The sequence below is a fragment of the Aeromicrobium erythreum genome, from assembly GCF_001509405.1.
GTDB classification, from domain to species: Bacteria; Actinomycetota; Actinomycetes; order Propionibacteriales; family Nocardioidaceae; genus Aeromicrobium; species Aeromicrobium erythreum.
Genome location: NZ_CP011502.1, coordinates 1,698,494 through 1,719,478, shown reverse-complemented (window position 1 = coordinate 1,719,478; position 20,985 = coordinate 1,698,494). Strand labels below are relative to the sequence as shown.

18 protein-coding genes are annotated in these 20,985 nt (G+C 73.3%); 10 read left to right on the top strand and 8 right to left on the bottom strand.

The window, feature by feature from the left end:
• Nucleotides 1-16: 16 nt before the first annotated feature.
• Complete coding sequence (locus Aeryth_RS08090; RefSeq protein WP_067857003.1) at nucleotides 17-1,597, bottom strand: DUF7669 domain-containing protein; 1,581 nt, start codon at nucleotides 1,595-1,597, stop codon at nucleotides 17-19.
• A gap of 158 nt (nucleotides 1,598-1,755) precedes the next feature.
• Between Aeryth_RS08090 and Aeryth_RS08085 the strand changes: the two genes are divergently transcribed.
• The 4 genes from Aeryth_RS08085 to Aeryth_RS08070 all read left to right on the top strand — a co-directional run bounded on the left by Aeryth_RS08085 (nucleotide 1,756) and on the right by Aeryth_RS08070 (nucleotide 6,778).
• Nucleotides 1,756-2,151 (top strand): thioredoxin family protein, encoded by a 396-nt coding sequence (locus Aeryth_RS08085; RefSeq protein ID WP_067857001.1) that lies wholly within the window; start codon nucleotides 1,756-1,758, stop codon nucleotides 2,149-2,151.
• Between the two features lie 88 nt (nucleotides 2,152-2,239).
• Complete coding sequence (locus Aeryth_RS08080) at nucleotides 2,240-2,560, top strand: putative quinol monooxygenase (protein ID WP_067856998.1); 321 nt, start codon at nucleotides 2,240-2,242, stop codon at nucleotides 2,558-2,560.
• A 52-nt stretch (nucleotides 2,561-2,612) separates the two neighbouring features.
• On the top strand, nucleotides 2,613-5,270 hold the full coding sequence (locus Aeryth_RS08075) for a DEAD/DEAH box helicase (protein WP_083516348.1): 2,658 nt from the start codon (nucleotides 2,613-2,615) through the stop codon (nucleotides 5,268-5,270).
• Between the two features lie 131 nt (nucleotides 5,271-5,401).
• Nucleotides 5,402-6,778, top strand: coding sequence for a GntP family permease (locus Aeryth_RS08070; protein WP_067856992.1), 1,377 nt, complete (start codon nucleotides 5,402-5,404; stop codon nucleotides 6,776-6,778).
• A gap of 5 nt (nucleotides 6,779-6,783) precedes the next feature.
• Here the strand turns inward: Aeryth_RS08070 and Aeryth_RS08065 are convergent, their stop codons facing one another.
• Nucleotides 6,784-7,467 (bottom strand): FadR/GntR family transcriptional regulator, encoded by a 684-nt coding sequence (locus Aeryth_RS08065; protein WP_067856991.1) that lies wholly within the window; start codon nucleotides 7,465-7,467, stop codon nucleotides 6,784-6,786.
• A 17-nt stretch (nucleotides 7,468-7,484) separates the two neighbouring features.
• Between Aeryth_RS08065 and Aeryth_RS08060 the strand changes: the two genes are divergently transcribed.
• Nucleotides 7,485-8,036, top strand: a complete 552-nt coding sequence (locus tag Aeryth_RS08060; protein ID WP_236749850.1) for a gluconokinase — start codon at nucleotides 7,485-7,487, stop codon at nucleotides 8,034-8,036.
• Here Aeryth_RS08060 and Aeryth_RS08055 read toward each other — a convergent pair.
• Nucleotides 8,033-9,262 (bottom strand): lipase family protein, encoded by a 1,230-nt coding sequence (locus Aeryth_RS08055; protein WP_067856985.1) that lies wholly within the window; start codon nucleotides 9,260-9,262, stop codon nucleotides 8,033-8,035. The two genes, Aeryth_RS08060 and Aeryth_RS08055, sit on opposite strands and share 4 nt — an antisense overlap.
• Before the next feature lie 198 nt (nucleotides 9,263-9,460).
• Here Aeryth_RS08055 and Aeryth_RS08050 point away from each other — a divergent pair, with 198 nt between their 5' ends.
• Nucleotides 9,461-10,966: an aldehyde dehydrogenase family protein gene (locus tag Aeryth_RS08050; protein WP_067856982.1), complete on the top strand. Its 1,506-nt coding sequence runs from the start codon at nucleotides 9,461-9,463 to the stop codon at nucleotides 10,964-10,966.
• Between the two features lie 195 nt (nucleotides 10,967-11,161).
• Here the strand turns inward: Aeryth_RS08050 and bluB are convergent, their stop codons facing one another.
• A complete protein-coding gene (gene bluB / locus Aeryth_RS08045; RefSeq protein WP_067856980.1) occupies nucleotides 11,162-11,812 on the bottom strand; it encodes a 5,6-dimethylbenzimidazole synthase in 651 nt (216 codons plus the stop codon).
• Between the two features lie 98 nt (nucleotides 11,813-11,910).
• On the opposite strand from bluB, the gene Aeryth_RS08040 reads away from it, so the two are divergent.
• Genes Aeryth_RS08040 through Aeryth_RS08030 form a run of 3 tightly spaced genes read left to right on the top strand, consistent with a single transcriptional unit; the run spans nucleotide 11,911 to nucleotide 15,742 of the window.
• Nucleotides 11,911-13,485: an alkaline phosphatase D family protein gene (locus tag Aeryth_RS08040; protein WP_067856977.1), complete on the top strand. Its 1,575-nt coding sequence runs from the start codon at nucleotides 11,911-11,913 to the stop codon at nucleotides 13,483-13,485.
• The gene (locus tag Aeryth_RS08035; RefSeq protein ID WP_067856974.1) at nucleotides 13,482-14,726 is read left to right on the top strand and encodes an alkaline phosphatase family protein; all 1,245 of its coding nucleotides are present in this window, start codon (nucleotides 13,482-13,484) and stop codon (nucleotides 14,724-14,726) included. The genes Aeryth_RS08040 and Aeryth_RS08035 overlap by 4 nt, the downstream gene beginning before the upstream one ends.
• Nucleotides 14,727-14,785: 59 nt before the next feature.
• Nucleotides 14,786-15,742: a glycoside hydrolase family 6 protein gene (locus Aeryth_RS08030; protein WP_067856971.1), complete on the top strand. Its 957-nt coding sequence runs from the start codon at nucleotides 14,786-14,788 to the stop codon at nucleotides 15,740-15,742.
• Nucleotides 15,743-15,748: 6 nt separating this feature from the next.
• Here Aeryth_RS08030 and Aeryth_RS08025 read toward each other — a convergent pair whose 3' ends face one another.
• The 3 genes from Aeryth_RS08025 to Aeryth_RS08015 all read right to left on the bottom strand — a co-directional run bounded on the left by Aeryth_RS08025 (nucleotide 15,749) and on the right by Aeryth_RS08015 (nucleotide 19,116).
• Complete coding sequence (locus Aeryth_RS08025) at nucleotides 15,749-17,563, bottom strand: serine/threonine-protein kinase (RefSeq protein ID WP_158509197.1); 1,815 nt, start codon at nucleotides 17,561-17,563, stop codon at nucleotides 15,749-15,751.
• An 11-nt stretch (nucleotides 17,564-17,574) separates the two neighbouring features.
• Complete coding sequence (locus tag Aeryth_RS08020) at nucleotides 17,575-18,576, bottom strand: FhaA domain-containing protein (protein ID WP_067856965.1); 1,002 nt, start codon at nucleotides 18,574-18,576, stop codon at nucleotides 17,575-17,577.
• A gap of 114 nt (nucleotides 18,577-18,690) precedes the next feature.
• Nucleotides 18,691-19,116: an organic hydroperoxide resistance protein gene (locus tag Aeryth_RS08015; RefSeq protein ID WP_067856962.1), complete on the bottom strand. Its 426-nt coding sequence runs from the start codon at nucleotides 19,114-19,116 to the stop codon at nucleotides 18,691-18,693.
• 154 nt (nucleotides 19,117-19,270) lie between these two features.
• Here Aeryth_RS08015 and Aeryth_RS08010 point away from each other — a divergent pair, with 154 nt between their 5' ends.
• Nucleotides 19,271-20,005: a hypothetical protein gene (locus tag Aeryth_RS08010; protein ID WP_067856960.1), complete on the top strand. Its 735-nt coding sequence runs from the start codon at nucleotides 19,271-19,273 to the stop codon at nucleotides 20,003-20,005.
• A 67-nt stretch (nucleotides 20,006-20,072) separates the two neighbouring features.
• Here Aeryth_RS08010 and Aeryth_RS18115 read toward each other — a convergent pair whose 3' ends face one another.
• Nucleotides 20,073-20,909: a hypothetical protein gene (locus Aeryth_RS18115; protein ID WP_067856958.1), complete on the bottom strand. Its 837-nt coding sequence runs from the start codon at nucleotides 20,907-20,909 to the stop codon at nucleotides 20,073-20,075.
• Between the last annotated feature and the right edge of the window lie 76 nt (nucleotides 20,910-20,985).

Below are 20,985 nucleotides of genomic sequence, written 5' to 3'. Positions count from 1 at the left end.
AGTCTTCGGCGGCGGCTCAGCGGACGGCGCGGCGTAGCTCGCCGAGACGTCGACGCACCTCGCCCGCACGGAGGTGGTCGACGTTCAACGGCGGTTCGAGCTGCTCCACGACGTGCTGGGCGAGCTCGCGGATCGCCTCGCGGTCGTGCATCGGCCAGGTGACGACCCGCAGGTGCTGCTGCATCCAGTCGGCGACCACCGGGTCGTCCAGGCCGTGTGCTCGTAGCGGCTCCTGCAGGATCGTGGCCAGCGCGGCACGGAAGGTCGACGAACGCGACCGCCCGTGCAGCTGGACGGTCTGCACGAGGTGGCGCACCGTCGTGACGACGTCGTCGGTGCGGCCCACGGCTCCCGCGTGGCCCACGTGCAGCACGCCGGCGCCGACAGGCAGCATCAGGCTGCGGTTGAGCACCCGGGCGCCCTCGGCGTCGACGTGCCAGGCGAACACCCCCGCGACCTCCTGGATCGCGTCGAGGTCCTGGGGCCGCACGGCGTGCTCGGCGCTGGCGAGATGCTCGACCGCCGCCAGCACAGCGTCGCCGGGACCATCCTGCATCGGACCTGCCTGTGCCAGCCGTGCCTGCTCGGCGCGACGCTCCGGGGGCGTCACGGGCTCCTCCTCGACCTCGGCCTCGGTCTCGACCACGGGCACGGGCACGGCCTCCTCGACAGCGACCCGAGGCTCGGCGACGACGGGCACGCGACGTGGCTCGTCGCCGCCGACCGTCACCTCCGCACCGGCGTCCTGGAGCACCGCGGCGAGGGGTCCGACGTACGCCTGGGGAGCGACGAGGTGCACCCGCCTGCCGGCCACCGGCCCGTCGAGGGACTCCAGACGCACCAGGACCCACTGCGCCCAGACGCCGCGGTAGACCGGGGCGAGGTCGGCGAGGTCGCGCGAGTCGGGCGAGACCCACTCCCCTGGCTCGAGCAGCCCATGCTCGGCCGAGAGCACGAACCACGTCGCGCCTCGTGCCTGCGCACGGAGTCGGGCGGCCTGGAAGCGGTCCGCGCGGTAGACCTCGCGGGCGGGGGCCGGCACGAGCACCCGCTCCCCGGCACCGGCGAGCAGCAGCACGTCGGCGGACTCGGCGGTCGGGTCGCGGACCTCCAGGCGAGGCCCGGCGAGCCCCGCTCGCTCGACGATGTCCTCGAAGGTCGCCAACCGCGCCGAGGGCCCCGGAGCGTCGTGCCGCGCCTCGACGTCGGGCTCGGGCCGCGCCTGGACGACCGTCGCCTCGGTGAAGGCCGACCTGGCGAGCCTCGCCTCGCGACGGGCCCGGTCGACGGGTGCAGCGGGGGGCAGCAGGTCGGCCGGGTCCTCGGGCAGGTCGGGGTCCAGCTTGCGTTCCTCGGGCGGGATCACCTCGTACAGACCGCGGGCGACACGCCGGAACAGCGACGACCTCACCGCGAACTGCGGCTGCTTGGGCCGACCGCCCTCGCACAGGCCCACCAGGTGCGCGCGGATGGTGGCCTGGCTCACCTCGGGGTAGCGTCGGGCGAACCACCGGTGGACGTGCTCGTAGCCGAACGGGTCGGGCATCGCGTCGGCGCACTCGTACATCAGCTGCCAGACTGGCTTGTCGTACTTCATCGCACCTCCCGATCCCCTGTGATGCCGCTCCTCGACAGGTACGCAGAGACCACGACCCGCGATCCATGACGCGACGGGACGTGGATCACAGGGAATGCAGGCGAGCGGCGCGTCGTTCACGCTGGGGTACGACCCACGACGTCTCCGGAAGGAACCCCATGTCGACCATCGACCTCACCGCCCAGAGCTTCGAGGAAGCCGTCACCGGCGAGGGCATCACCCTCGTGGACTGGTGGGCGTCGTGGTGCGGTCCGTGCCGGCAGTTCGCACCCGTCTACGACGCCGCGAGCGAGCAGAACCCCGACGTGACCTTCGGCAAGATCGACACCGAGGCCGAGCAGCAGCTCGCCGGAGCCGCCGGCATCACGTCGATCCCGACGCTCATGGCGTTCCGCGACGGCGTGCTCGTCTTCAGCCAGCCCGGCGCGCTGCCCGCGCCGGCGCTCGACCAGGTGATCCAGGCGGTCCGCGACCTCGACATGGACGACGTCCACCGTCAGGTGGCCGAGGCGCGCGCCGCCGAGCAGCCGGGCACGCCCGACGCGAACGCCTGAGTCCGAGCCCCCACGAGCCCACCGCCCCGACCTCGGGCGGCGGCGCGTCGCGCCGAGGGGCGCGACACCACCACCGGAAGGGACCCCCATGATCCTGATCAACGTCAAGTTCTCCGTACGCCCCGAGGCCGTCGAGCGGTGGCCGGAGGCCGTCCGCCCGTTCACCGAGGCCACGCGCGCCGAGGAGGGCAACCTGTTCTTCGAGTGGTCGCGCAGCTTGGAGGAGGAGAACACGTTCGTCCTGGTCGAGGGCTTCCAGGACGATGCCGCCGAGGCGCACGTCTCGAGCCAGCACTTCGCCGACGGCCTCGAGGCGATGCGTCCGCTGCTCACGTCGACGCCGCAGATCATCAGCCACACGATCCCCGTCGACGGCTGGGGTCGCATGGGCGAGCTCCAGGTCGACTGAACGCGCACGGGCCCCTGCGCCGTCGCCCGACCGCGTGAGGGACACTAGAGGGATGCCCACGACCACCGACCTGCGCGTGCTGCTGCGCCACCCGGTCGACTTCGTGGTCGCCGAGGACCCCGCCGCCTCGCGGTTCGTCTTCACCGCCCCCGACGGGGAGCACGAGGTGACGGCGAACGACGCCATCGGTCCGTTGAGCCAGGGCATCCGCACGATGAACGCGGACCCGTCGGTCCGGGCCTGGGCCACGCCCGCGATCCTCGCACTGCGGCTCATGGCCACGGGGCGGCTGGCCGCGCCCGACTCGTCCTCGGCGTCCCAGCTGCAGGACGCTGCGCGCTCCGTCGGTTCCGACGCAGCGTCGGGCCAGGCGAAGGTCCGGGGGTTCCTCGCGGCGCTCGCGGTCGACGCGCCCGCCGTCGCCACGCAGCCCCAGGACGACGCGGTGCCGGACCCGCAGGGCATGCGTCGCCGCAGCCGCCCGAGCGGCGCGGTGGCGCCACCGCTCGTGGAGCAGGCACCGGTCCGGCCGCGCACGTTCAGCGGACAGCTGGTGGTCACCTTCCGGCAGTCCGCCGACGCAGAGGGCCACGTGGCCGACGTGCGCCTGAAGGTCAAGCCGCTCGACGCGTCGTGGTCGGCCGTCGACGTCGCCGACCTGTGGCGTCGCGACGACCACCACTTCGGCGCGGGCGCACGACCCGGGGTGCGGACGCTGGTCAGCACCGCCGCCGCGGCCTGGCCGACCCTCACGCGCATGCTCGGCCGGCTCGACCAGGGTTCGGTACCCCTCACGGCCGAGGAGGTCGGCGAGCTCGGCCGCACCCGCGTCTCCAGCCTGCTGCGCTCCTACCGGGTCGAGGTGCTGTGGCCCGACGGACTGGTCCGCTCGCTCGACTCGCGCCCCACCGTCCGCCGGGTCGGCGACGCGATGCCGCACGACCGGCGCCGCGCGTTCGGCCGCTCGCAGGTGTTCCGTTTCGACTGGAACCTCGCCCTCGGCGACGAGACGCTCACGGCCGAGGAGCTCGACGTGCTGGCCGAGGCCCAGCACGGCCTGGTGCGCCTGCGCGAGCGCTGGGTGCTGGTCGACCCGGCCCGCACCCAGGCCCTGCTCGAGCGACGCACGCACGAGCTCACCGCGGTCGAGGCCCTGCGCGCCGCCGTGTCCGGCGAGATCGAGATCGACGACGTGCGCACCGAGGTCTCCACCGAGGGCTGGCTCGACGACGTGCGCCGCCGGCTCGCCGAGCACGGCTCGCGCGACCCCGTCGAGCCGTCGCCGCGGTTGCACGGGACCCTGCGCGAGTACCAGCGCGACGGCCTGCGCTGGATGGCCCAGCTCGTCGACCTCGGCCTGGGCGGCATCCTCGCCGACGACATGGGCCTGGGCAAGACCGTCATGCTCATCGCGCTGCACCTCCACCTCGAGGACCAGGCGCGCGCGGCCGGACGCCCCGTGGCCCCCACGCTCGTCGTCTGCCCCGCGTCCGTCGTGGGCAACTGGGTCCGCGAGATCGAGCGGTTCGCGCCGGGCGTCCCGGTCCGACGCCACCACGGCACCGGGCGCAGCCTCGTCGGTGTGACCGAGGGCTTCGTCGTCACGACCTACGCCACGCTGCGCCGGGACGCGGTCGACCTCGCCGACGTCGAGACCGGGTGGGGCGTGGTCGTCGCCGACGAGGCGCAGTACGTCAAGAACGTCCGGTCCGCGGCTGCCAAGGCACTGCGCTCGATCCCTACGCCGGTCCGCCTCGCCCTGACGGGCACGCCCGTGGAGAACGGCCTGACCGAGCTGTGGTCGATCCTGGACTGGACCACCCCGGGGCTGCTCGGCGGGCTCGAGGAGTTCCGGCGCCGGTGGTCGCGACCGATCGAGCGTGGCCAGGACCGCGACCGCGCCGGCGAGCTGTCGCGTCTCGTCCGCCCGTTCCTGCTCCGGCGTCGCAAGAGCGACCCGGGCATCGCGCCCGAGCTGCCCCCGAAGACCGAGACCGACTACCGGGTGCACCTGACGCGGGAGCAGGTCGGCCTCTACGAGGCCGTCGTGCGCGAGACGATGACGGAGATCGAGTCCAGCGAGGGCATGCAGCGCCGCGGGCTCGTCGTCCGGCTGCTCACGCAGCTGAAGCAGATCTGCAACCACCCTGCGCAGCTCCTGCGCGAGCCGCGGGCCACGCTGACGGGCCGCTCCGGGAAGCTCGACATGCTCGACGAGCTGCTCGACGAGATCGTCGCCAGCGACGGCGCCGCCCTCGTGTTCACGCAGTACGCGCAGATGGGACACCTGCTCACCCGGCACCTGACCGAGCGGCGCATCCCCGTGCAGTTCCTGCACGGCGGCGTCCCCGTGCCGACGCGCGAGCAGATGGTCGCGCGCTTCCAGGCGGGCGAGGTCCCGGTGTTCGTGCTGTCACTGAAGGCCGGAGGCACCGGCCTCACGCTGACCCGCGCCGACCACGTCATCCACTACGACCGCTGGTGGAACCCCGCCGTCGAGGACCAGGCCACCGACCGGGCCCACCGCATCGGGCAGACCAAGCCGGTGCAGGTGCACCGCATCATCGCCGAGGGCACCATCGAGGAGTCCGTGGCCGAGCTGATCGCGTCGAAGCGGGCGCTCGCCGACGCCGTCGTGAACGCGGGCGAGAGCGCGCTGACGGAGCTGACCGACGCCGAGCTGGTCGAGCTGGTGCGACTGCGCCGCTGACGGGTTGCCGCGAGCCGGGGGCCCTGCCGACTTGCCTTGGTACTACCTTTCGTGGCACGCTCGCGTGACCTGCCTCACGTCCTGTGTCGCCCCGCTCGGGTGGCCGTCGTCCCCTCACGTCCGGAGTCCCCGTGGATCCCATCGACCCCGTGCACGGGACCGGCGTCCTGCTGGCCATCGCGCTGGCCGCCGTCGTCCTGCTGCTCGTCCTCATCATCCGCGTCAAGCTGCACGCCTTCATCGCGCTCGTCCTGGTCAGCCTGCTCACGGCCGTCGCCACCGGCATCCCGCTCGTCGACGTGCCCACCGCGCTCACGTCGGGGTTCGGCTCGACGCTGGCGTCGGTGGCCCTGCTCGTCGGCTTCGGCGTGATGATCGGCCGCCTCCTCGAGGCATCCGGCGGGGCCCAGGTGCTCGCCGACACCCTCGTGTCGCGCTTCGGCGAACGCCGCGCGCCGCTCGCCCTCGGCGTCGCGGCCTTCCTCTTCGGGCTGCCGATCTTCTTCGACGCGGGCCTCGTGGTCTTCCTGCCCATCGTGCTCACGGTGGCCCGCCGGTTCGGCGGGTCGGTGCTGGTCTACGCGCTACCCGCCGCCGGCGCCTTCGCCGCGACCCACGCGCTCCTGCCGCCGCACCCCGGACCCGTCGCCGCCGGCACGGTCATGGGCGGCGACCTCGGCGTCGTCCTGCTGGTCAACCTGCCCATCGCGGTCGTCGCCTGGTACGTCGGCGTGTACCTGTTCTCGCGGTGGGTCGGGGCGCGGGTGCACGTCGACGTCCCGACGCTCCTGCTGGGCGAGGAGCAGGACGGCGGACCCGACTCGACGCCGCCGCCGGTCGCCCTCGTGCTCTCGATCCTGCTCGTCCCCCTCGTCCTCATCGGGCTCAACACGGTGCTGACCACCCTCGTGGCCGCAGGCACCCTCGCCGAGGGCCAGGCCTGGGTCGACGCCCTCGTGCTCGTCGGGACGACGCCGGTGGCCCTGCTGCTCACGCTGCTGCTGGCCATCGGGACCCTGGGACGACGCGGCCGCTCCCTCGCCGAGTCAGGAGCGCTCCTCGACGCCTCGCTCGGACCGGTCTGCTCGGTCATCCTCATCACGGGCGCGGGCGGCATGCTCGGCGGCGTCCTGCGCACCAGCGGCGTCGGCGCGGCGCTCACCGACTCCCTCGGCGGGCTGGGCGTGCCGCTGCTGCTGCAGGCGTTCCTGCTCGCGGCGGCGCTGCGCGTGGCGCAGGGATCAGCGACGGTGGCCCTCACCACCGCGTCCGGCCTCGTCGCCGCGCAGACCGCCGACCTCTCCGACGTGCAGGTCGCGCTGCTCGTCACGGCGGTCGCTGCCGGCGCGACGGTGCTCTCGCACGTCAACGACTCCGGCTTCTGGCTCGTCAGCCGGTTCTTCGGCCTGGACGTCCGCACGACGCTGCGGACCTGGACCGTCATGGAGACGACGCTGGGACTCAGCGCCCTCGCGCTCGCCGCCGTCGCCTACCCTCTGGTCGCATGAGTGGCTCAGTCCGGTCGGAGCTGACCGACGACCTCGACGCAGATCGCGTGCATCGCCGCGCGCGCTGCCTCGGCCTCCCCTGCAGCCACCGCGCGAGCGACCTCCGCGTGCAGACGTCGGGCCTCGGGCGCGGGCTCGGAGGGCATGAGGTCGTGGTCGGTGCGCCCGCGCAGCACCTCCTCCACGACGTCGCCGAGCGCGCGGAACATCGGGTTGCCGGTGCCGTCCAGGAGGAGCCGGTGGAAGGTCACGTCGAGCTCGAGGAAGGCCTGCAGGTCGCCACCGGCCCCGGTGCGCTCGAGGTCGTCGGCGAGGCGCAGGAGTCGACGCCGCGTCTCGGGCGTCGCGTGGGCGGCCGACAGCGCCGCGCTCGTCGGCTCGACCGCCGCCCGCAGCTGGGCCAGCTGGTGCAGCAGGCGTCCGCGACCGGGCCCGGCGAGGCGCCAGCGGATGACGGACGGTGCGTAGTGGTCCCATCGTTCCTCGGGCAGCACGGTCACGCCCGTACGACGACGACTCTCGACCAGCCCCATCGACGCGAGCACCTGCACGACCTCGCGCGCGACGGTGCGCGAGACCTCGTAGTCCGCGCGGATCGCCTCGAGCGTCAGCGCCTCGCCCGGGGCGAGAAGACCGTCCACGATGCGTGGACCGAGGTCGGCCAGGACCTCCTCGTGCGCCGTCGGCATGAGGAGGACTCTAGGGCGTGCGGGGGCCGACGATGAACGGCGCGCTGCAGGTCGTCGTGATGGGCGTCTCGGGCACCGGCAAGTCGGCCGTCGGGTCGCGGGTGGGCGAACGGCTGGGTGTCCCGTACGTCGAGGGCGACGAGCACCACCCGGCGGCGAACATCGCGAAGATGGCCGCGGGGACGCCGCTGACCGACGACGACCGCCGCCCCTGGCTCGAGGAGCTCGCCGAGGTGCTCGCCAGCAGGGAGCGTGCCGGCACCTCGACGCTCCTCGGGTGCTCGGCGCTGCGCCGCACCTACCGCGACCTGCTCCGCGGTGGCCTGCCGGCAGGGACCGTCGGCTTCCTGCACCTGGTGGCCGAGCCCGAGGTGCTGCACCGACGCATGGAGGAGCGCGAGCACTTCATGCCCCCCAGCCTGCTGCGCAGCCAGCTCGCCACGCTCGAGCCGCTCGAGCCCGACGAGCTCGGCACCGCGATCCACGTCGACGCCCCGCTCGACGTCGTGGTCGAGCGGGGCGTCGAGGCCGTGCGCGCCCTCGCGGGGCGCGGTGCCGCGCAGCGCTAGAAGGTGCCGCAGGTCGAGACGAACGGCGTGCCGGCCACCCGGCCCTCGAGGAACGCGAACGCACTCGGGAACCCGGCGACGGCCCCGCCGACGTGGGTCGGCGTCACCAGTGTCTGGAAGCGGACCTTCGCGCCCTGCGAGCACCATGACCGCGCCATGTCGCGGTCCTGCGCGTAGTCGACGACGTCGTCGAGCGCCGAGTGCGCGACGAGGCTCGGCACCGTCGGGCGGACCGTGCCGAGACGTCGCTCGGCGAGCGCAGCGGCGATGTCGGGTCGGCTCAGGTAGTCGGCGATCGGACGGCCGTCCTTCGTCAGGGTCGAGGTCTGCGTGAAGGCGAAGGATGCGACCCCGTCGATGAGGCACGAGTCCTGGACGCGGTCGAGGAACTGCTGTCCTCGCTCGTTCAGCAGGTCGCGGATCCGCAGCTGCGGCTCGGCGTCGTCGAGCGCCGCGACGGCGTAGCCGAGGAACGCCGCGTACGGCGAGCCGTCGAGCTTCGGGGCCACGCGCGAGAGGTCGGCGGGCACCGCACCGGCGTAGCCGCCCTTCAGCTTGAGCTCCGGCGCGTAGGACGACGCCAGCTCGAGGGCACCGGCGGCGGCGTTGCCGCCCTCGGAGTAGCCCGACACGAGGACGGGCGCCGTGCTCGTGACGATGCCGAGGCGCTGCGCGGCACGCACCGAGTCGAGGACGTTGCGCCCGAGGGAGCGCGGGTCGACGTACGGGTGCACGCCGGGGGTCCCGAGACCCTCGTAGTCGGTGACGGCCACCGTGTAGCCGCGGGCGAGGAGGCCCTTGATGAACGCCCCTTCGTACTCCGTGCCGGCGGCGAGCTGCTTCGAGGGCGCGCACCGGTCGGCCATGCCCTGCGTGCCCACGGCGTACGCGACGACCGGACGCTCCCCCGCGCCGAACCAGGCTGCCTTGGGCTTCAGGATCGTGCCCGTCACGACCGTCGGGCCCTGGGCGTTGGCGCTGGTGTACATCACGCGGGTGACGTCGGCCGGAGCCCGCAGCGCCTTGAGCGGGTCGAGGTAGAACACCGACGGCTCGCTGCGCAGGACCGTGCCCGGCGCACCTGACGTGTCCGCGGGCGGGGTGTAGAAGTCGTCGGCCGACGCGGGTGGCGCGGCGACGAGGCCCGCGCCGAGCGTGGCGGCGAGGGCGAGCAGGACACGACGCCCCCGCGACGGACGTCGTCGGGACAGGACGGACTGAGACATGGTGGGACCCCCTCTGCGCGACACCCTCGGTCGCGCCCGCCCAGTGTGACGGTGAGTTACATCACAGGTCAACATCGAGGTGGGGGCGAAGGGGCGGACGTCCGACGTCGCGGGCGGTGGCCGGCCCGTGCGGGGCTGGATTGCGGACGTCTTCGAGAACCGGTTGGGTCGAGGGACCGACCGACCCAGGAGGACCCGTTGACCACCCTGTTCATCGACGGCCGGTGGCGCGACGCGTCGGACGGCGAGAGCCGCACGATCCGCTGTCCCGCCGACGGCCGCACCGTGACCACCGTCGCCGAGGCGACCTCCGCCGACGCGGCCGACGCCGTCCGCGCCGCCCGACGTGCCTTCGACGACGGCCCGTGGCCCCGGACGCCCGCACCGGAGCGCGCCGCACTGCTCCGCCGTCTCGCCGACCGGCTCGAGGCGGAGAAGGGGGACGTCGCACGGCTGGAGGCCCTCGACACCGGCAAGCGCATGGTGGAGGCCCGCATCGACATGGACGACGTCGTGGGCGTGTTCCGGCACTTCGCCGGCCTGGCACAGGCGGACGCCGGCCGCGTGGTCGACACCGGGCAGCCGCACGTGGCGAGCCGCGTCGTGCACGAGCCGGTCGGCGTCTGCACGCTCATCACCCCGTGGAACTTCCCTCTGCTGCAGACGTCGTGGAAGGTCGCTCCGGCGCTCGCGACGGGCTGCACGTTCGTGCTCAAGCCGAGCGAGCTGACCCCGTCGACGGCGATCTGGCTGGTGCGGACCCTCGCCGACCTCGGCCTGCCCGACGGCGTCGCCAACCTCGTCCTCGGTGCCGGGGACCGCGTGGGCCCGACGCTCACCGAGGCTCCCGAGGTCGACCTCGTGTCGTTCACCGGTGGCCTCGTGACCGGTCGACGGATCATGGCCGCGGCCGCGCCGACCGTCAAGAAGGTCGCCCTCGAGCTCGGCGGCAAGAACCCGAACGTCGTCTTCGCGGACGCCGACTGGGAGGCGGCGGTCGACAACGCGCTCACGGCGGTCTTCCTCGACTCCGGCCAGGTCTGCTCGGCCGGCACACGGCTCGTCGTCGAGGACTCGATCCACGACCGGTTCGTCGACGAGCTGGTCGCCCGCGCTGCACGCATCCGGCTGGGCGGACCCGACGACGAGCGTGCGGAGACCGGCCCGCTGATCAGCGCAGCCCACCGCGAGAAGGTCGAGGCGTACGTCGCGGCCGGCGTCGCGGAGGGGGCCGTGCTGCGCGTGGGCGGGGCCCGGCCCGACGACCCGGACCTCGCGGACGGCTTCTACTACCTGCCCACCATCCTCGACGAGTGCTCGGCCGACATGTCCTGCGTGCAGGACGAGAGCTTCGGGCCGGTCCTGACCGTCGAGCGGTTCACGGGCGAGGACGCCGACGCGCTCGAGGACGCGGCCGTCTCGATCGCCAACGACACGATCTACGGTCTCGCCGGGGCCGTCTGGACGCAGGACGCCGGTCGCGCCGAGCGGGTCGCGTCGCGGTTGCGCCACGGCACGGTCTGGATCAACGACTACCACCCGTACGTGCCGCAGGCGGAGTGGGGCGGCTTCAAGCAGAGCGGCATCGGCCGCGAGCTGGGCCTCGCCGGGCTCGAGGACTACCGCGAGCCCAAGCACATCTGGCACAACACCCGACCTGCACCGAGCGGCTGGTTCGGCGCCGACCCCACTCCGCAGGACTGACGGAGGTCACGCGCTGGCGACGACGTCGCCGTCGGACGTCCGGTGAGAGGCGGCAGGACCGGCCCAGGGGAAGCGACCCGGCCCCGCCGCCCGTCCCGAGAGAAGGTCATCCTCCCTCGCCCGCGCCGGTGAGGAGGGCGTCGGACGGCTCCTCCATGAGAACCGACCGTCAACGACAGGTCAAGGGTCTGGGCGTCACCGCTCGGCGGGCCAGTGGTTCTCCGCGACCAGGTCCGTCAGCGGGCGGGGGCTGGTCCAGTGCTCCTCCTCGAGCATCGGGCGCTCGTAGAAGGCCTCGACCGGCCCGAGGCACAGCAGCGCGACCGGCTCCGCACCGTCGGGCATCGCGAGCTCGCGCGCGACGACGGCGGGGTCGAACATCGACACCCAGCCCATGCCGTAGCCCTCGGCCCGCGCCGCCAGCCAGAGGTTCTGGATGGCGCACGCCGCCGAGGCGAGGTCCATGTGCGGCATGGTGCGTCGGCCGAACACGTGCTCCTCTCGTCCGTCGGGCAGCGCGACCACCAGCAGCTCGGCGCAGTCGAGGACGCCCTCGACCTTCAGCCGCATGAACTCCTCGGCCCGCTCCCCCATCGCCTCCGCGGTCAGCCGACGCTCGGCGTCGACGTGCGCGTGCAGACGCTGCCGGAGCGCGCCGTCGGTGACCCGGACGAAGCGCCACGGCTGCATGAGTCCCACGCTCGGCGCCCGGTGGGCGGCCTCCAGCAGCCGCGCCAGCACGTCGGCCGGGACCTCGCCGCCGGCGAAGTGCCGCATGTCGCGACGTTCCGCGATGACCCGGTGGACGACCTCCCGCTCGTGCGCGGCGTACGCGTGCTGGCTCACCCGGCGACGCTAGCAACCGACGGCGGCGATCGACGCGTCGGCCGGTCGCCGACTGTTCACCTCCAGGACAGGGACCTCTGCCAGGGTGCGTCGTTGAGATGACCGTGACCTTCTTCCGCCACGGGGTGGCCTCCGGCGACCCCCTGCCCACCGCCGTCGTCCTGTGGACGCGGGTGACCCCCACCGCGAGCGCCACGCCCGGCTCCGGCCGCGGACCGCGTGCCGAGGTCTCGTGGGTCGTCGCCCTCGACCGTGCCTTCCGGCGCGTGGTGCGTCGAGGCACCGCGACGACGAGCGCCGCCCAGGACCACACCGTCAAGGTCGACGTGACCGGGCTCGCCCCCGGCACGACGTACTACTACCGCTTCTCCTACCAGCGGAAGCGTTCGACGACCGGCCGTACCCGCACCGCGCCGGCGACGAACGCCGCACCCGCGCGGATGCGCTTCGGCGTCGTGTCCTGCGCCAACTACGAGGCCGGCTACTTCAGCGCCTACCGCCACCTCGCGCAGCAGCAGGTCGACGTCGTCCTGCACCTCGGCGACTACATCTACGAGTACGGCACCGGCGAGTACGCCATGGGCCAGAAGAACGTCGTCGTGCGCCAGGCCGACCCGACGCACGAGATCGTGTCGCTCTCGGACTACCGCCGTCGGCACGCGCTCTACAAGACCGACCCGGACCTGCAGACCCTGCACCGCTCCGTCCCGTTCATCTGCACGTGGGACGACCACGAGTCGGCCAACGACGCCTGGCTCCAGGGCGCGGAGAACCACGACCCCGCCACGGAGGGCTCCTGGGCGGCCCGTCGGGCCGCGGCCTACCGCGCCTACGACGAGTGGATGCCCGTGCGGCTGAGCGGCACGGCCCGGCTCGGCGACGGCACGCAGATCTACCGCCGGTTCACGTTCGGCCGGCTCGCCGAGCTCTCGATGCTCGACCTGCGCAGCTACCGCACCGCCCCGGGAGGCGCATTCACCCAGGTGCCGTCGCGCGACGACGCCGGCCGCAAGATCGCCGGCGACGACCAGATCGCCTGGCTGAAGCGCGGGCTCAGCACGACCGCCTCGCAGTGGAAGCTCGTGGGCAACCCGGTGATGATCTCCCCCGTGCTGGTCCCGCCGCTGCCGAACCGCGTGCGCGACGGCCTCCAGGACTCCATCGGGCTGCTGCCCGCGGAGGGCGTGCAGTACAACACCGACCAGTGGGACGGCTACACGGTCGAGCGTCGGCAGGTGCTCGAGCACCTCGCCGACCAGAACATCACCGACACGGTCTTCCTGACCGGCGACATCCACTCGGCGTGGGCCTGCGACCTGCCGACGGACCCCGGCACCTACCCGTTCAGCACGACCGTCGGCACCGAGCTCGTCTGCACGTCGGTGACCAGCAACAACCTCAAGGACATCCTCGGGGCACCCCCGCGCACCGCGTCGGTGGGGGTCGAGGAGGCGATCAAGACGGCGAACCGTCACGTCAAGCACCTCGACTTCGACAACCACGGCTTCTCGGTCCTGGACGTGACACCGGCTCGCGTGCAGATGGACTGGTACGTCATCAGCAGCCGCGCCGACCGCGCCGCGACCGCCAGCTGGTCGACGTCCTACGAGGTCCCGGCCTCGGCCCAGAAGGTCCGCAAGGTCAGCCAGCCCACGACAGGAGCCAGCGCATGAGCGCCCCCCAGCTCGACCGACGGACCGTGCTGCGCGCGGCCGCCGCCACCGGTGGTGCCGTCGTCCTCTCCGGCGCTGCCGGCGCCCCGTGGGCCTCGGCCGCGCCCGTCACGTCCAAGCGCGTGTACGTGCTGGTCATCGACGGCTGCCGACCTGACGAGATCACGCCCGAGTCGACCCCGAACCTGCACGCGCTGCGCGCTGCTGGCCGGTGGTTCCCGCAGGCCCGATCCATGCCGATCGCGGAGACCATCCCCAACCACGTGATGATGATGACCGGCGTGCGTCCGGACCGCAGCGGCGTCCCGGCGAACTCGATCTACGACCGTGCGCGGCAGGAGGTGCGCACGTGCGGCGAGCCGACCGACATCGTCTTCCCCACCATGCTCGAGCGCCTGCGCGAGCGCGGGCTCACCACCGGCTCGGTGCTCAGCAAGGACTACCTCTACAGCGTGTTCGGCACGCGGGCGACCTACCGCTGGGAGCCGTTCCCGCTGCTGCCGGTGACCAACCACGCCCTCGACGTATTCACGATGAGCGCGCTGCGCACGATGATCTCCGAGGCCGACCCGCACCTCGTGTTCGCGAACTTCGGCGACATCGACCGCTTCGGGCACAGCGACCTCACGGGCTCCAACCTGCAGGTGCTGCGCCGCACGGCGCTCACCTCCACCGACGCGCAGATCGGCTCGTTCGTCTCCTGGCTGCGCACCCGCAGCACCTGGTCGTCCACGACCGTCGTCGTGCTGGCGGACCACTCCATGGACTGGAGCGACCCCGACCGGCTCATCAGCCTGACCCGCGCCTTCAAGGGCAACGCCCTGCTGGAGGGCCAGGTCGCGATCGCCGACAACGGCGGCGCCGACGTGATCAGCTTCCTCGGCCGCAGCGCCGACCGGTCCCGTGCGCTGGCCGAGGCCACGCGGGTGGCGCTGGCGACGCCGGGCGTGCTCAGCGTCCGCACGACGGCGCAGCTGCGCCTCGGCGCCAAGGCGGGCGACCTCGTCGTCTACTGCAAGTCGGGCTACCGCTTCTCCGACCCCGACCTGTACTCCAACCCGATCCCGGGCAACCACGGCCACCCGGCGACGGAGGCCATCCCGTTCTTCCTCACCGGCGGCGCCGTCCGACCGGCGGTGCTCAGCGAGCGCGCCGCGACGATCGACGTCGCTCCGACGATCGCGAAGATCTTCGGGCTGTCAGCGCCGCGCGATGGCTTCGACGGCGTGGCACGGGTCTGAACGGGTCGGGTTCGGCGCAAAGTCGGCGCGCACGACCCGGCGGCCGTAGGATCGGCCGAGTGGTGGGAGCCGTGCGACGCGTCGGGCCGCCGGTGTCGGTGCTGACGCTGGTGTGCCTCGTGCTGTCCGTGCTCGCTGCCACCGCCCCGGCCGAGGCGGCCAAGGACCCGCGCCTGACCCGCGCGGTCTACGTCGACCCCACGACGGCGTCGGCGCGCGCGGCGGTGAAGGACAAGCGCTATGCGCCCATCGGGTCGCGCGCGCAGGCCTTCTGGCTGACCGAGGGGTACCCGGCCTCCAAGGTGGCGTCGGTCGCCGCCGAGTACGCCGACCGGGCGCGTCGCGCGAAGCGCACCCCGTTGCTCGCGGTCTACGCGATCACCGGACGCGACTGCGGGCAGCACTCCGCCGGCGGCCTCAACCCGACCCAGTACAAGGCCTGGGTCGACCAGGTCGCCAAGGGGCTGCGCGGCCGGTACGCGATGGTCGTGCTGGAGCCCGACGCCCTCGCCCTGCTCGGCGCGTGCTCCGGCCAGGGCGATCGCACCGCACTGCTGCGGTACGCGACGCGGAGCCTGGCGCGGGCAGGTGTCTGGGTCTACATCGACGCCGGGCACAGCCGGTGGATCACGCCGCAGGACATGGCGAAGCGCCTGGTGTCGGCCGGTGTCCGCGACGCGCGTGGCCTGGCCACCAACACCTCCAACTTCCGGCCGACGAGCGAGGAGCGCACCTACGGTGCCGCCGTCGTGGCCGAGCTCGCGAAGCTCGGCGTCAAGGGCAAGCGGTACGTCGTCGACACCTCGCGCAACGGCGCGGCCAAGCCCGTGACGCCGGGCGTCTGGTGCAACCCGCCGGCCGCGCGCCTCGGGCACACGCCGACGATCGTCGACCGCAACGGCCTCGACGCCTACCTGTGGGTCAAGCGGCCCGGCGAGTCCGACGGTCAGTGCGAGGGCGGCCCGAACGCCGGCACCTGGTGGCCCACCGGTGCCCGCCGCCTCCTGGCCCGCTGAGCTCGGTCAGAGGACGTAGGTCCCCGCGAGCAGGAAGAACGCCGCAGCTCCCCCGGCCGCCACGAGCAGCAGGAACGAGAACGCCAGGGCCCCGAGCCGCGGACGCATGCCGAGGATGCCGCGGAGACCGAGCACGACCGCGACCAGCGGTGCCAGCACCCATGCCGTGGTCCAGACGTCCGCGAACGGGTCGCCCGGCGCGGGTGCGCCGGCGGCAGTCAGCCCGGCGAGCAGACCCAGGACGTACCAGGGCACCAGCAGCGGCAGCGTGCCGACGAGCGCCGCCACGAGCGCCATGCGGACGCCGCGGCCGACCGTCGGCGCGAGCGGACCGTCCGGCAGCGGGCTCCCGACCTCCGGGCCCGCCAGGTGGCGGAAGAAGCGACGGCGGCGCACGAGCAGGAGCACGAGGGCCAGGCCCACCGAGAGCATCCACCACGCGTCGGCGGACATCTGGTCCATCGCCTCCGGGCGCACGCGAGCGGGCGCCAGCTCGAGGCTCGCCCACGCCAGCATCGGCACGACGGTGAGGACCACGGCACAGATGCCGAGACCGAGCAGCAGAGAGACGAGCCGCGTCCAGCGCGTGACGGCGGGGCCCTGCGCGGGAGTCGCAGGCTCCGACGTGTGGTCGGGGGTCGCGGCACGGGCGACGGCGTCGGGTCGGTCGCCGAGGTCGGCGGGACGGCTCAACGGCCGGACGAGAGGGGCGGCCGCGGCTGCGGGCGGCGCGAGGACGACAGGTGGCGTCGCGACCGACCGCACGGGCGGGCTCACCGCAGCGTCCGGGGCGCTCGTCGGGGCCGGGACCGCGGACGCCGCCGACCCGGTGACGTCGTCGGCAGCCGACCGCAGGGCGCGCGCCATCGCCTCCACCCCGCTGTACCGCTCGTCGGGCTCGACGGCCATCGCGGTCTGCACGACGGCCGCCAGGCGCGGCCCCACCCAGGGCGCCGACGCTCGCGGGTCGGGACGTGGCTGGGTGCGGTGGGCCATCAGCTGCGCGGCCATCGTCCCCTCGAACGGCGCGCGACCGGTGAGGGTCTCGAAGAGCAGGCAGCCGACGGAGTAGACGTCGCTGCGCTCGTCGGCTCGCCCGTCGTACTGCTCGGGCGCCATGTAGTGCGGCGTGCCGGCGACCGTCGCGGTGGCGTCGGAGGCCGCCCGCGCGATGCCGAAGTCGACGATCTTGATGCCGCCGGAGTCGGTCACGAGCACGTTGGCCGGCTTGATGTCGAGGTGCAGGATCCCGGCGCGGTGACAGGCTGCGAGCCCGTCGAGCACGCCGGCGACCACGACCACCGAGCGTGGGCTGGGACCGCGCAGCGCGAGCAGGTCGCGCAGCGAGGTGCCCTCGACGAGCTCCATGACGAGGTGCGGAGTCACCTCGCCGTCACCGTCGGGCATCCGGACGAGATCGTGCACCGTGACGACGTTGGGGTGCGAGACCCGGGCGAGCGTCTCGACCTCGCGCGTGATGCGCCGCATCGCCCGCGGGTCGTCGGCCAGGAAGTGCGAGAACCGCTTGATGGCGACCTGGCGGCCGAGATGACGGTCGAGTGCGCGGAACACCACCCCGTGGTTCCCGGCACCGATCCGGCCTTGCAGCTCGAAGCGTGACGCGTCGACCTGCGGCTCGACCGTGTCGCGGCCGTCGGACCCGCCGACCGGCATCGTGCCGGCCGCTGTGCTGATGGCTGGGGCGAGTGGGACGGGCGCGGTCGACGCCCCGTCGGGCCGTGGTGTCGTGGCAGGGCCAGGCGTCGACGTCGTGCGACGCCTCCTCCACCGTCGGGAGCGACGGTCACGCTGGTCGGCCATGGGCACCATTGTCACGGCCGACGCGAAACGCCTGACACGGCCACCGTGCCGTGCGTGTCGGAGCCGACGGCGACCTTGATCCCGGCGAGCGCGAGGACGGCACCGTCACGCACCGTCACCCACGTGTCGCCGATGCGCTCGCCGTCGACCGAGGTGCCGTTGGTGCTTCCGGCGTCGCGCACCTGCCACGAGCCGCCGAGCAGCCGCAGCTCGGCGTGACGGTAGGAGATCTCCGGCTCCTCCAGCGGCAACGGGCTCTCGGGCAGCCGTCCGAGGACGGTGACGCCGTCGCGCGGCACGCGGACGCTGTGGGCGCCTCGGTGCAGGAACAGGTCGCGTGCGCCGGCGACGGTCGGGGTGGCGTCGGCCGGCACGAGGACGGGGAAGGCCATCGTCTCCTGCGCGGCAGGCACGTCGGTCCGCGCGGGCAGCGGCGTCGGCGCGGCCGGAGCGGTCGACGCGGTGGGCGTGAGGTCGGCGACGACGTCCCAGTCGGGGACGACGGGCTGCCGCTCGGGTCGAGCGGACGACTCGAGCGGACGTCGCACGGAGGCGCCCGTGCGACTGCCCCGGGCCGGAGGCACCCAGCCGGGTCGCAGCGCGGGGTCGACCTCGACCTCCACGCGCACCTCCTCGGGCGTGCTCCAGCCCTCGCGCTCGGCGTGCGTCAGGTACAGCTTCGCCGCGTCCTCGCCGAGCCGGTCGACGTCGCCGTCGGGGTCGAGCCGCTCGAGGTCCTCCGGCGAGACCCGCACGACGAGCTCGCTGAACGCCACCCGGTCGCCGCTCGGCATCACCACGTGCTGGCCGGTGAGCGCCTTGACGAACCGCCGGCGGAGCACCGCGGCCGAGCCGGTCGGGTACGCGACGAGACGCGCCGCGGCCTCGGTGGCCGCGGCCTTCTTGGAGCCGGTGCCGAAGATGCTCTGGGCGACGCGCAGTCCCACGAGGACCACGCCGACGAAGGCGACGAGGATCAACAGGTTCGTGGCGAGGGAGGTGAGCGTGGTCATGCTGCCATCGTCGGACGAGGCGCCAGGAACAGGCGAGCCGCGGTGGAACATGTTCCACCGCGGCTCTTTCCCAGGGCACGACACGCCCCGGCCAGGACGTGGCGTGCGGGTCTCTCAGTCGTCGACGACGACGATCTGGACGTCGATGTTGCCGCGCGTGGCGTTGGAGTACGGGCACACCTCGTGCGCCTTGTCGGCCAGGGCCTGCGCCTCGTCGTGCGGCAGGGTCGGGACGGTCACCTCGAGCGTGACGGCGAGGTCGAAGCCGCCCTTGCCGTTGGAGCCGATGTCGACCTTCGCGCCGACGCTCGAGTCGCTCACGTCGGCCTTGGCCTGACGGGCGACGAGCTGGAAGGCGCCGTGGAAGCAGGCGGCGTAGCCGGACGCGAAGAGCTGCTCGGGGTTCGTGCCCTCGCCGTTGCCGCCCATGCTGGTGGGCAGTGCCGTGTGCAGGTCGAGGCGACCGTCGCTCGTCACGACGTGCCCGCCGTCGCGGCCGCCGCCCGTCGCGAGTGCCTCGGCGGTGTAGATCGCGTCCATGGTTCCTCCTGGGAGTCGGGGATCGGGGCGGCCCGTGCCGCACCCTCGGCACTATCATTGCACACGATTACATCGTGTGCAATGCATTGAGCGGTCAGGCGTGTCCGCCGGGTGCTGGCATGATCGACGTCGTCGAGACAGGAGGGACGGAAGCGTGCTGCGCATCGGCTGGTCGGTCGGACCCGAGTCGTCGGGTCGTACGGTCGTGGACCCCGGCGGGAAGCTGGTGCTCGCGCGACGGATGACGCTGCCCGAGCAGAGGTCCGTGGCCGTCGAGGAGATCGCCGGCTCGACGTACGTGTTCGTCCGACTCCCCTACCTCAGCGACCCCGCGGTGGTCGTGCAGGCCGGCGCCGGACATCCCGTGCTCCACCGCGGGCAGCGCGCGAACGGCGTGGTCGTGGAGGTCGTGACACCGGACGGCGACGCGTCGACACCCGTCCCTGGTCAGCGGATGTCGCTCACGGCGCCCGGCACGCGCGTGAGCCTGCGCTTCCCCGACCTCAGCATCGACCTCGTCGTCGACTTCGACCCGCCGACGCTGGCGCCGGCGGGCACCGGCACCGTCCAGCTCGACGTCGACGCGCTGCAGCACGACGACGCCTGGCTCGTGGCGGCGATCGCGGTGGCCCTGTCGCCGGAGCACGGCGTGGTCGGGCACGCGCAGCTGAAGGAGGCGTTCGCGCGCTGGCGCGAGGAGCCTGAGCGCAGCGACGGCGCGTTCGACCGCAACGTCCTGCGACCGGCCCTGGAGTCGCGCGGCGTCGAGCTGCCGGGCCCCCGACTCAACAAGATCCTCTACCTGGTGGAGCGCTGTCGCCGCACCCACGAGTTCCCGCCGCGGGTGCTCGACCAGGTCCGCGCGCGGCTCGGTCAGCCGTCGACCTGAGTCGGCGACACGACGCGCGAAGGCCCCGCGCGGACGTGGGTCCGTGCGGGGCCTTCCTCGCTGAGGATCAGCGCTGGTCGTCAGGACCTGAGGTGTGGACGATCTCGTCCTCGACCTCGGGGATGTGCGCGTCGGGGTCCTCGAGCGCCGCAGGCGTGCCGGTCTCGTCGGCAGCGCCCTGGGCCTTCTGCGCCACGCGCTCGACCGCCTCGGCCGACTCGTCGCGCACGTGCTTGGCGCCCTGCTGGGCCGATCCGACGGCGTCGGCGATCGCGTCCTCGTCGCTCGAGCGCGGCGCGGCCTCGGCGACCTTCTCGCGCACCTCTCCGGCCTGCTCGGCCGCCTCGTCCTTGACGTCCTTCGCGGCGTCCTTGGCCGTGTCGACCGCCTCGGACAGCCCGCCCTCGTCGGCAGCGTCCTTCACGTCCTCGGCCTTCGAGACCGCCTCGTCCTTGACGTCCTTCGCGGCGTCCTTGGCCGTGTCGACCGCCTCGGACAGCCCGCCCTCGTCGGCGGCGTCCTTGACGTCCTCGGCCTTGGAGACGGCCTCGTCCTTCAGGTCCTTCGCGGTGTCCTTGACGCTCTCGACGGTGCTGGACAGGTCTCCGTCCGTGGCGTCCTCGACGGTCTCCTTGACCGCCTCGGCCGCGCCGGTGGCCTGGGCGCGGACGGTGCCGACCGTACCCTTCAGCGAGTCGACGACCTCGTGGCGCTTGTCCTCGTCGCGGACGGCGTGCACGGCGTCCTCGGCGAACGCCTCGGCCTTGTGCACCGCGTCCTGCACGCGCGGATCGGACTGGAAGCGCTCCGCCGCGTCACGCAGCTGCTCGTACCGCTCGCGGCCGGCTCGGGCGCCGAGCACGTAGCCGATGCCGAACGCCAGCGCGTAGACGATCTTCTTCATGGGGTTCCTCCCGACTCGTGGTCCGTGACGACCAGCCTGTCAGGGCTCGCTGCGACCTGCATCCCAGGACGAAGTG

What these genes read in the sequence shown, in the direction of transcription:
- Aeryth_RS08090 (WP_067857003.1), bottom strand. Translation starts at nt 1,597, where the DNA reads ATGAAGTACGACAAGCCAGTCTGGCAGCTGATGTACGAGTGCGCCGAC.
- Aeryth_RS08085 (WP_067857001.1), top strand. Translation starts at nt 1,756, where the DNA reads ATGTCGACCATCGACCTCACCGCCCAGAGCTTCGAGGAAGCCGTCACC.
- Aeryth_RS08080 (WP_067856998.1), top strand. Translation starts at nt 2,240, where the DNA reads ATGATCCTGATCAACGTCAAGTTCTCCGTACGCCCCGAGGCCGTCGAG.
- Aeryth_RS08075 (WP_083516348.1), top strand. Translation starts at nt 2,613, where the DNA reads ATGCCCACGACCACCGACCTGCGCGTGCTGCTGCGCCACCCGGTCGAC.
- Aeryth_RS08065 (WP_067856991.1), bottom strand. Translation starts at nt 7,467, where the DNA reads ATGCCGACGGCGCACGAGGAGGTCCTGGCCGACCTCGGTCCACGCATC.
- Aeryth_RS08055 (WP_067856985.1), bottom strand. Translation starts at nt 9,262, where the DNA reads ATGTCTCAGTCCGTCCTGTCCCGACGACGTCCGTCGCGGGGGCGTCGT.
- Aeryth_RS08040 (WP_067856977.1), top strand. Translation starts at nt 11,911, where the DNA reads ATGACCGTGACCTTCTTCCGCCACGGGGTGGCCTCCGGCGACCCCCTG.
- Aeryth_RS08035 (WP_067856974.1), top strand. Translation starts at nt 13,482, where the DNA reads ATGAGCGCCCCCCAGCTCGACCGACGGACCGTGCTGCGCGCGGCCGCC.
- Aeryth_RS08025 (WP_158509197.1), bottom strand. Translation starts at nt 17,563, where the DNA reads ATGGCCGACCAGCGTGACCGTCGCTCCCGACGGTGGAGGAGGCGTCGC.
- Aeryth_RS08020 (WP_067856965.1), bottom strand. Translation starts at nt 18,576, where the DNA reads ATGACCACGCTCACCTCCCTCGCCACGAACCTGTTGATCCTCGTCGCC.
- Aeryth_RS08015 (WP_067856962.1), bottom strand. Translation starts at nt 19,116, where the DNA reads ATGGACGCGATCTACACCGCCGAGGCACTCGCGACGGGCGGCGGCCGC.
- Aeryth_RS18115 (WP_067856958.1), bottom strand. Translation starts at nt 20,909, where the DNA reads ATGAAGAAGATCGTCTACGCGCTGGCGTTCGGCATCGGCTACGTGCTC.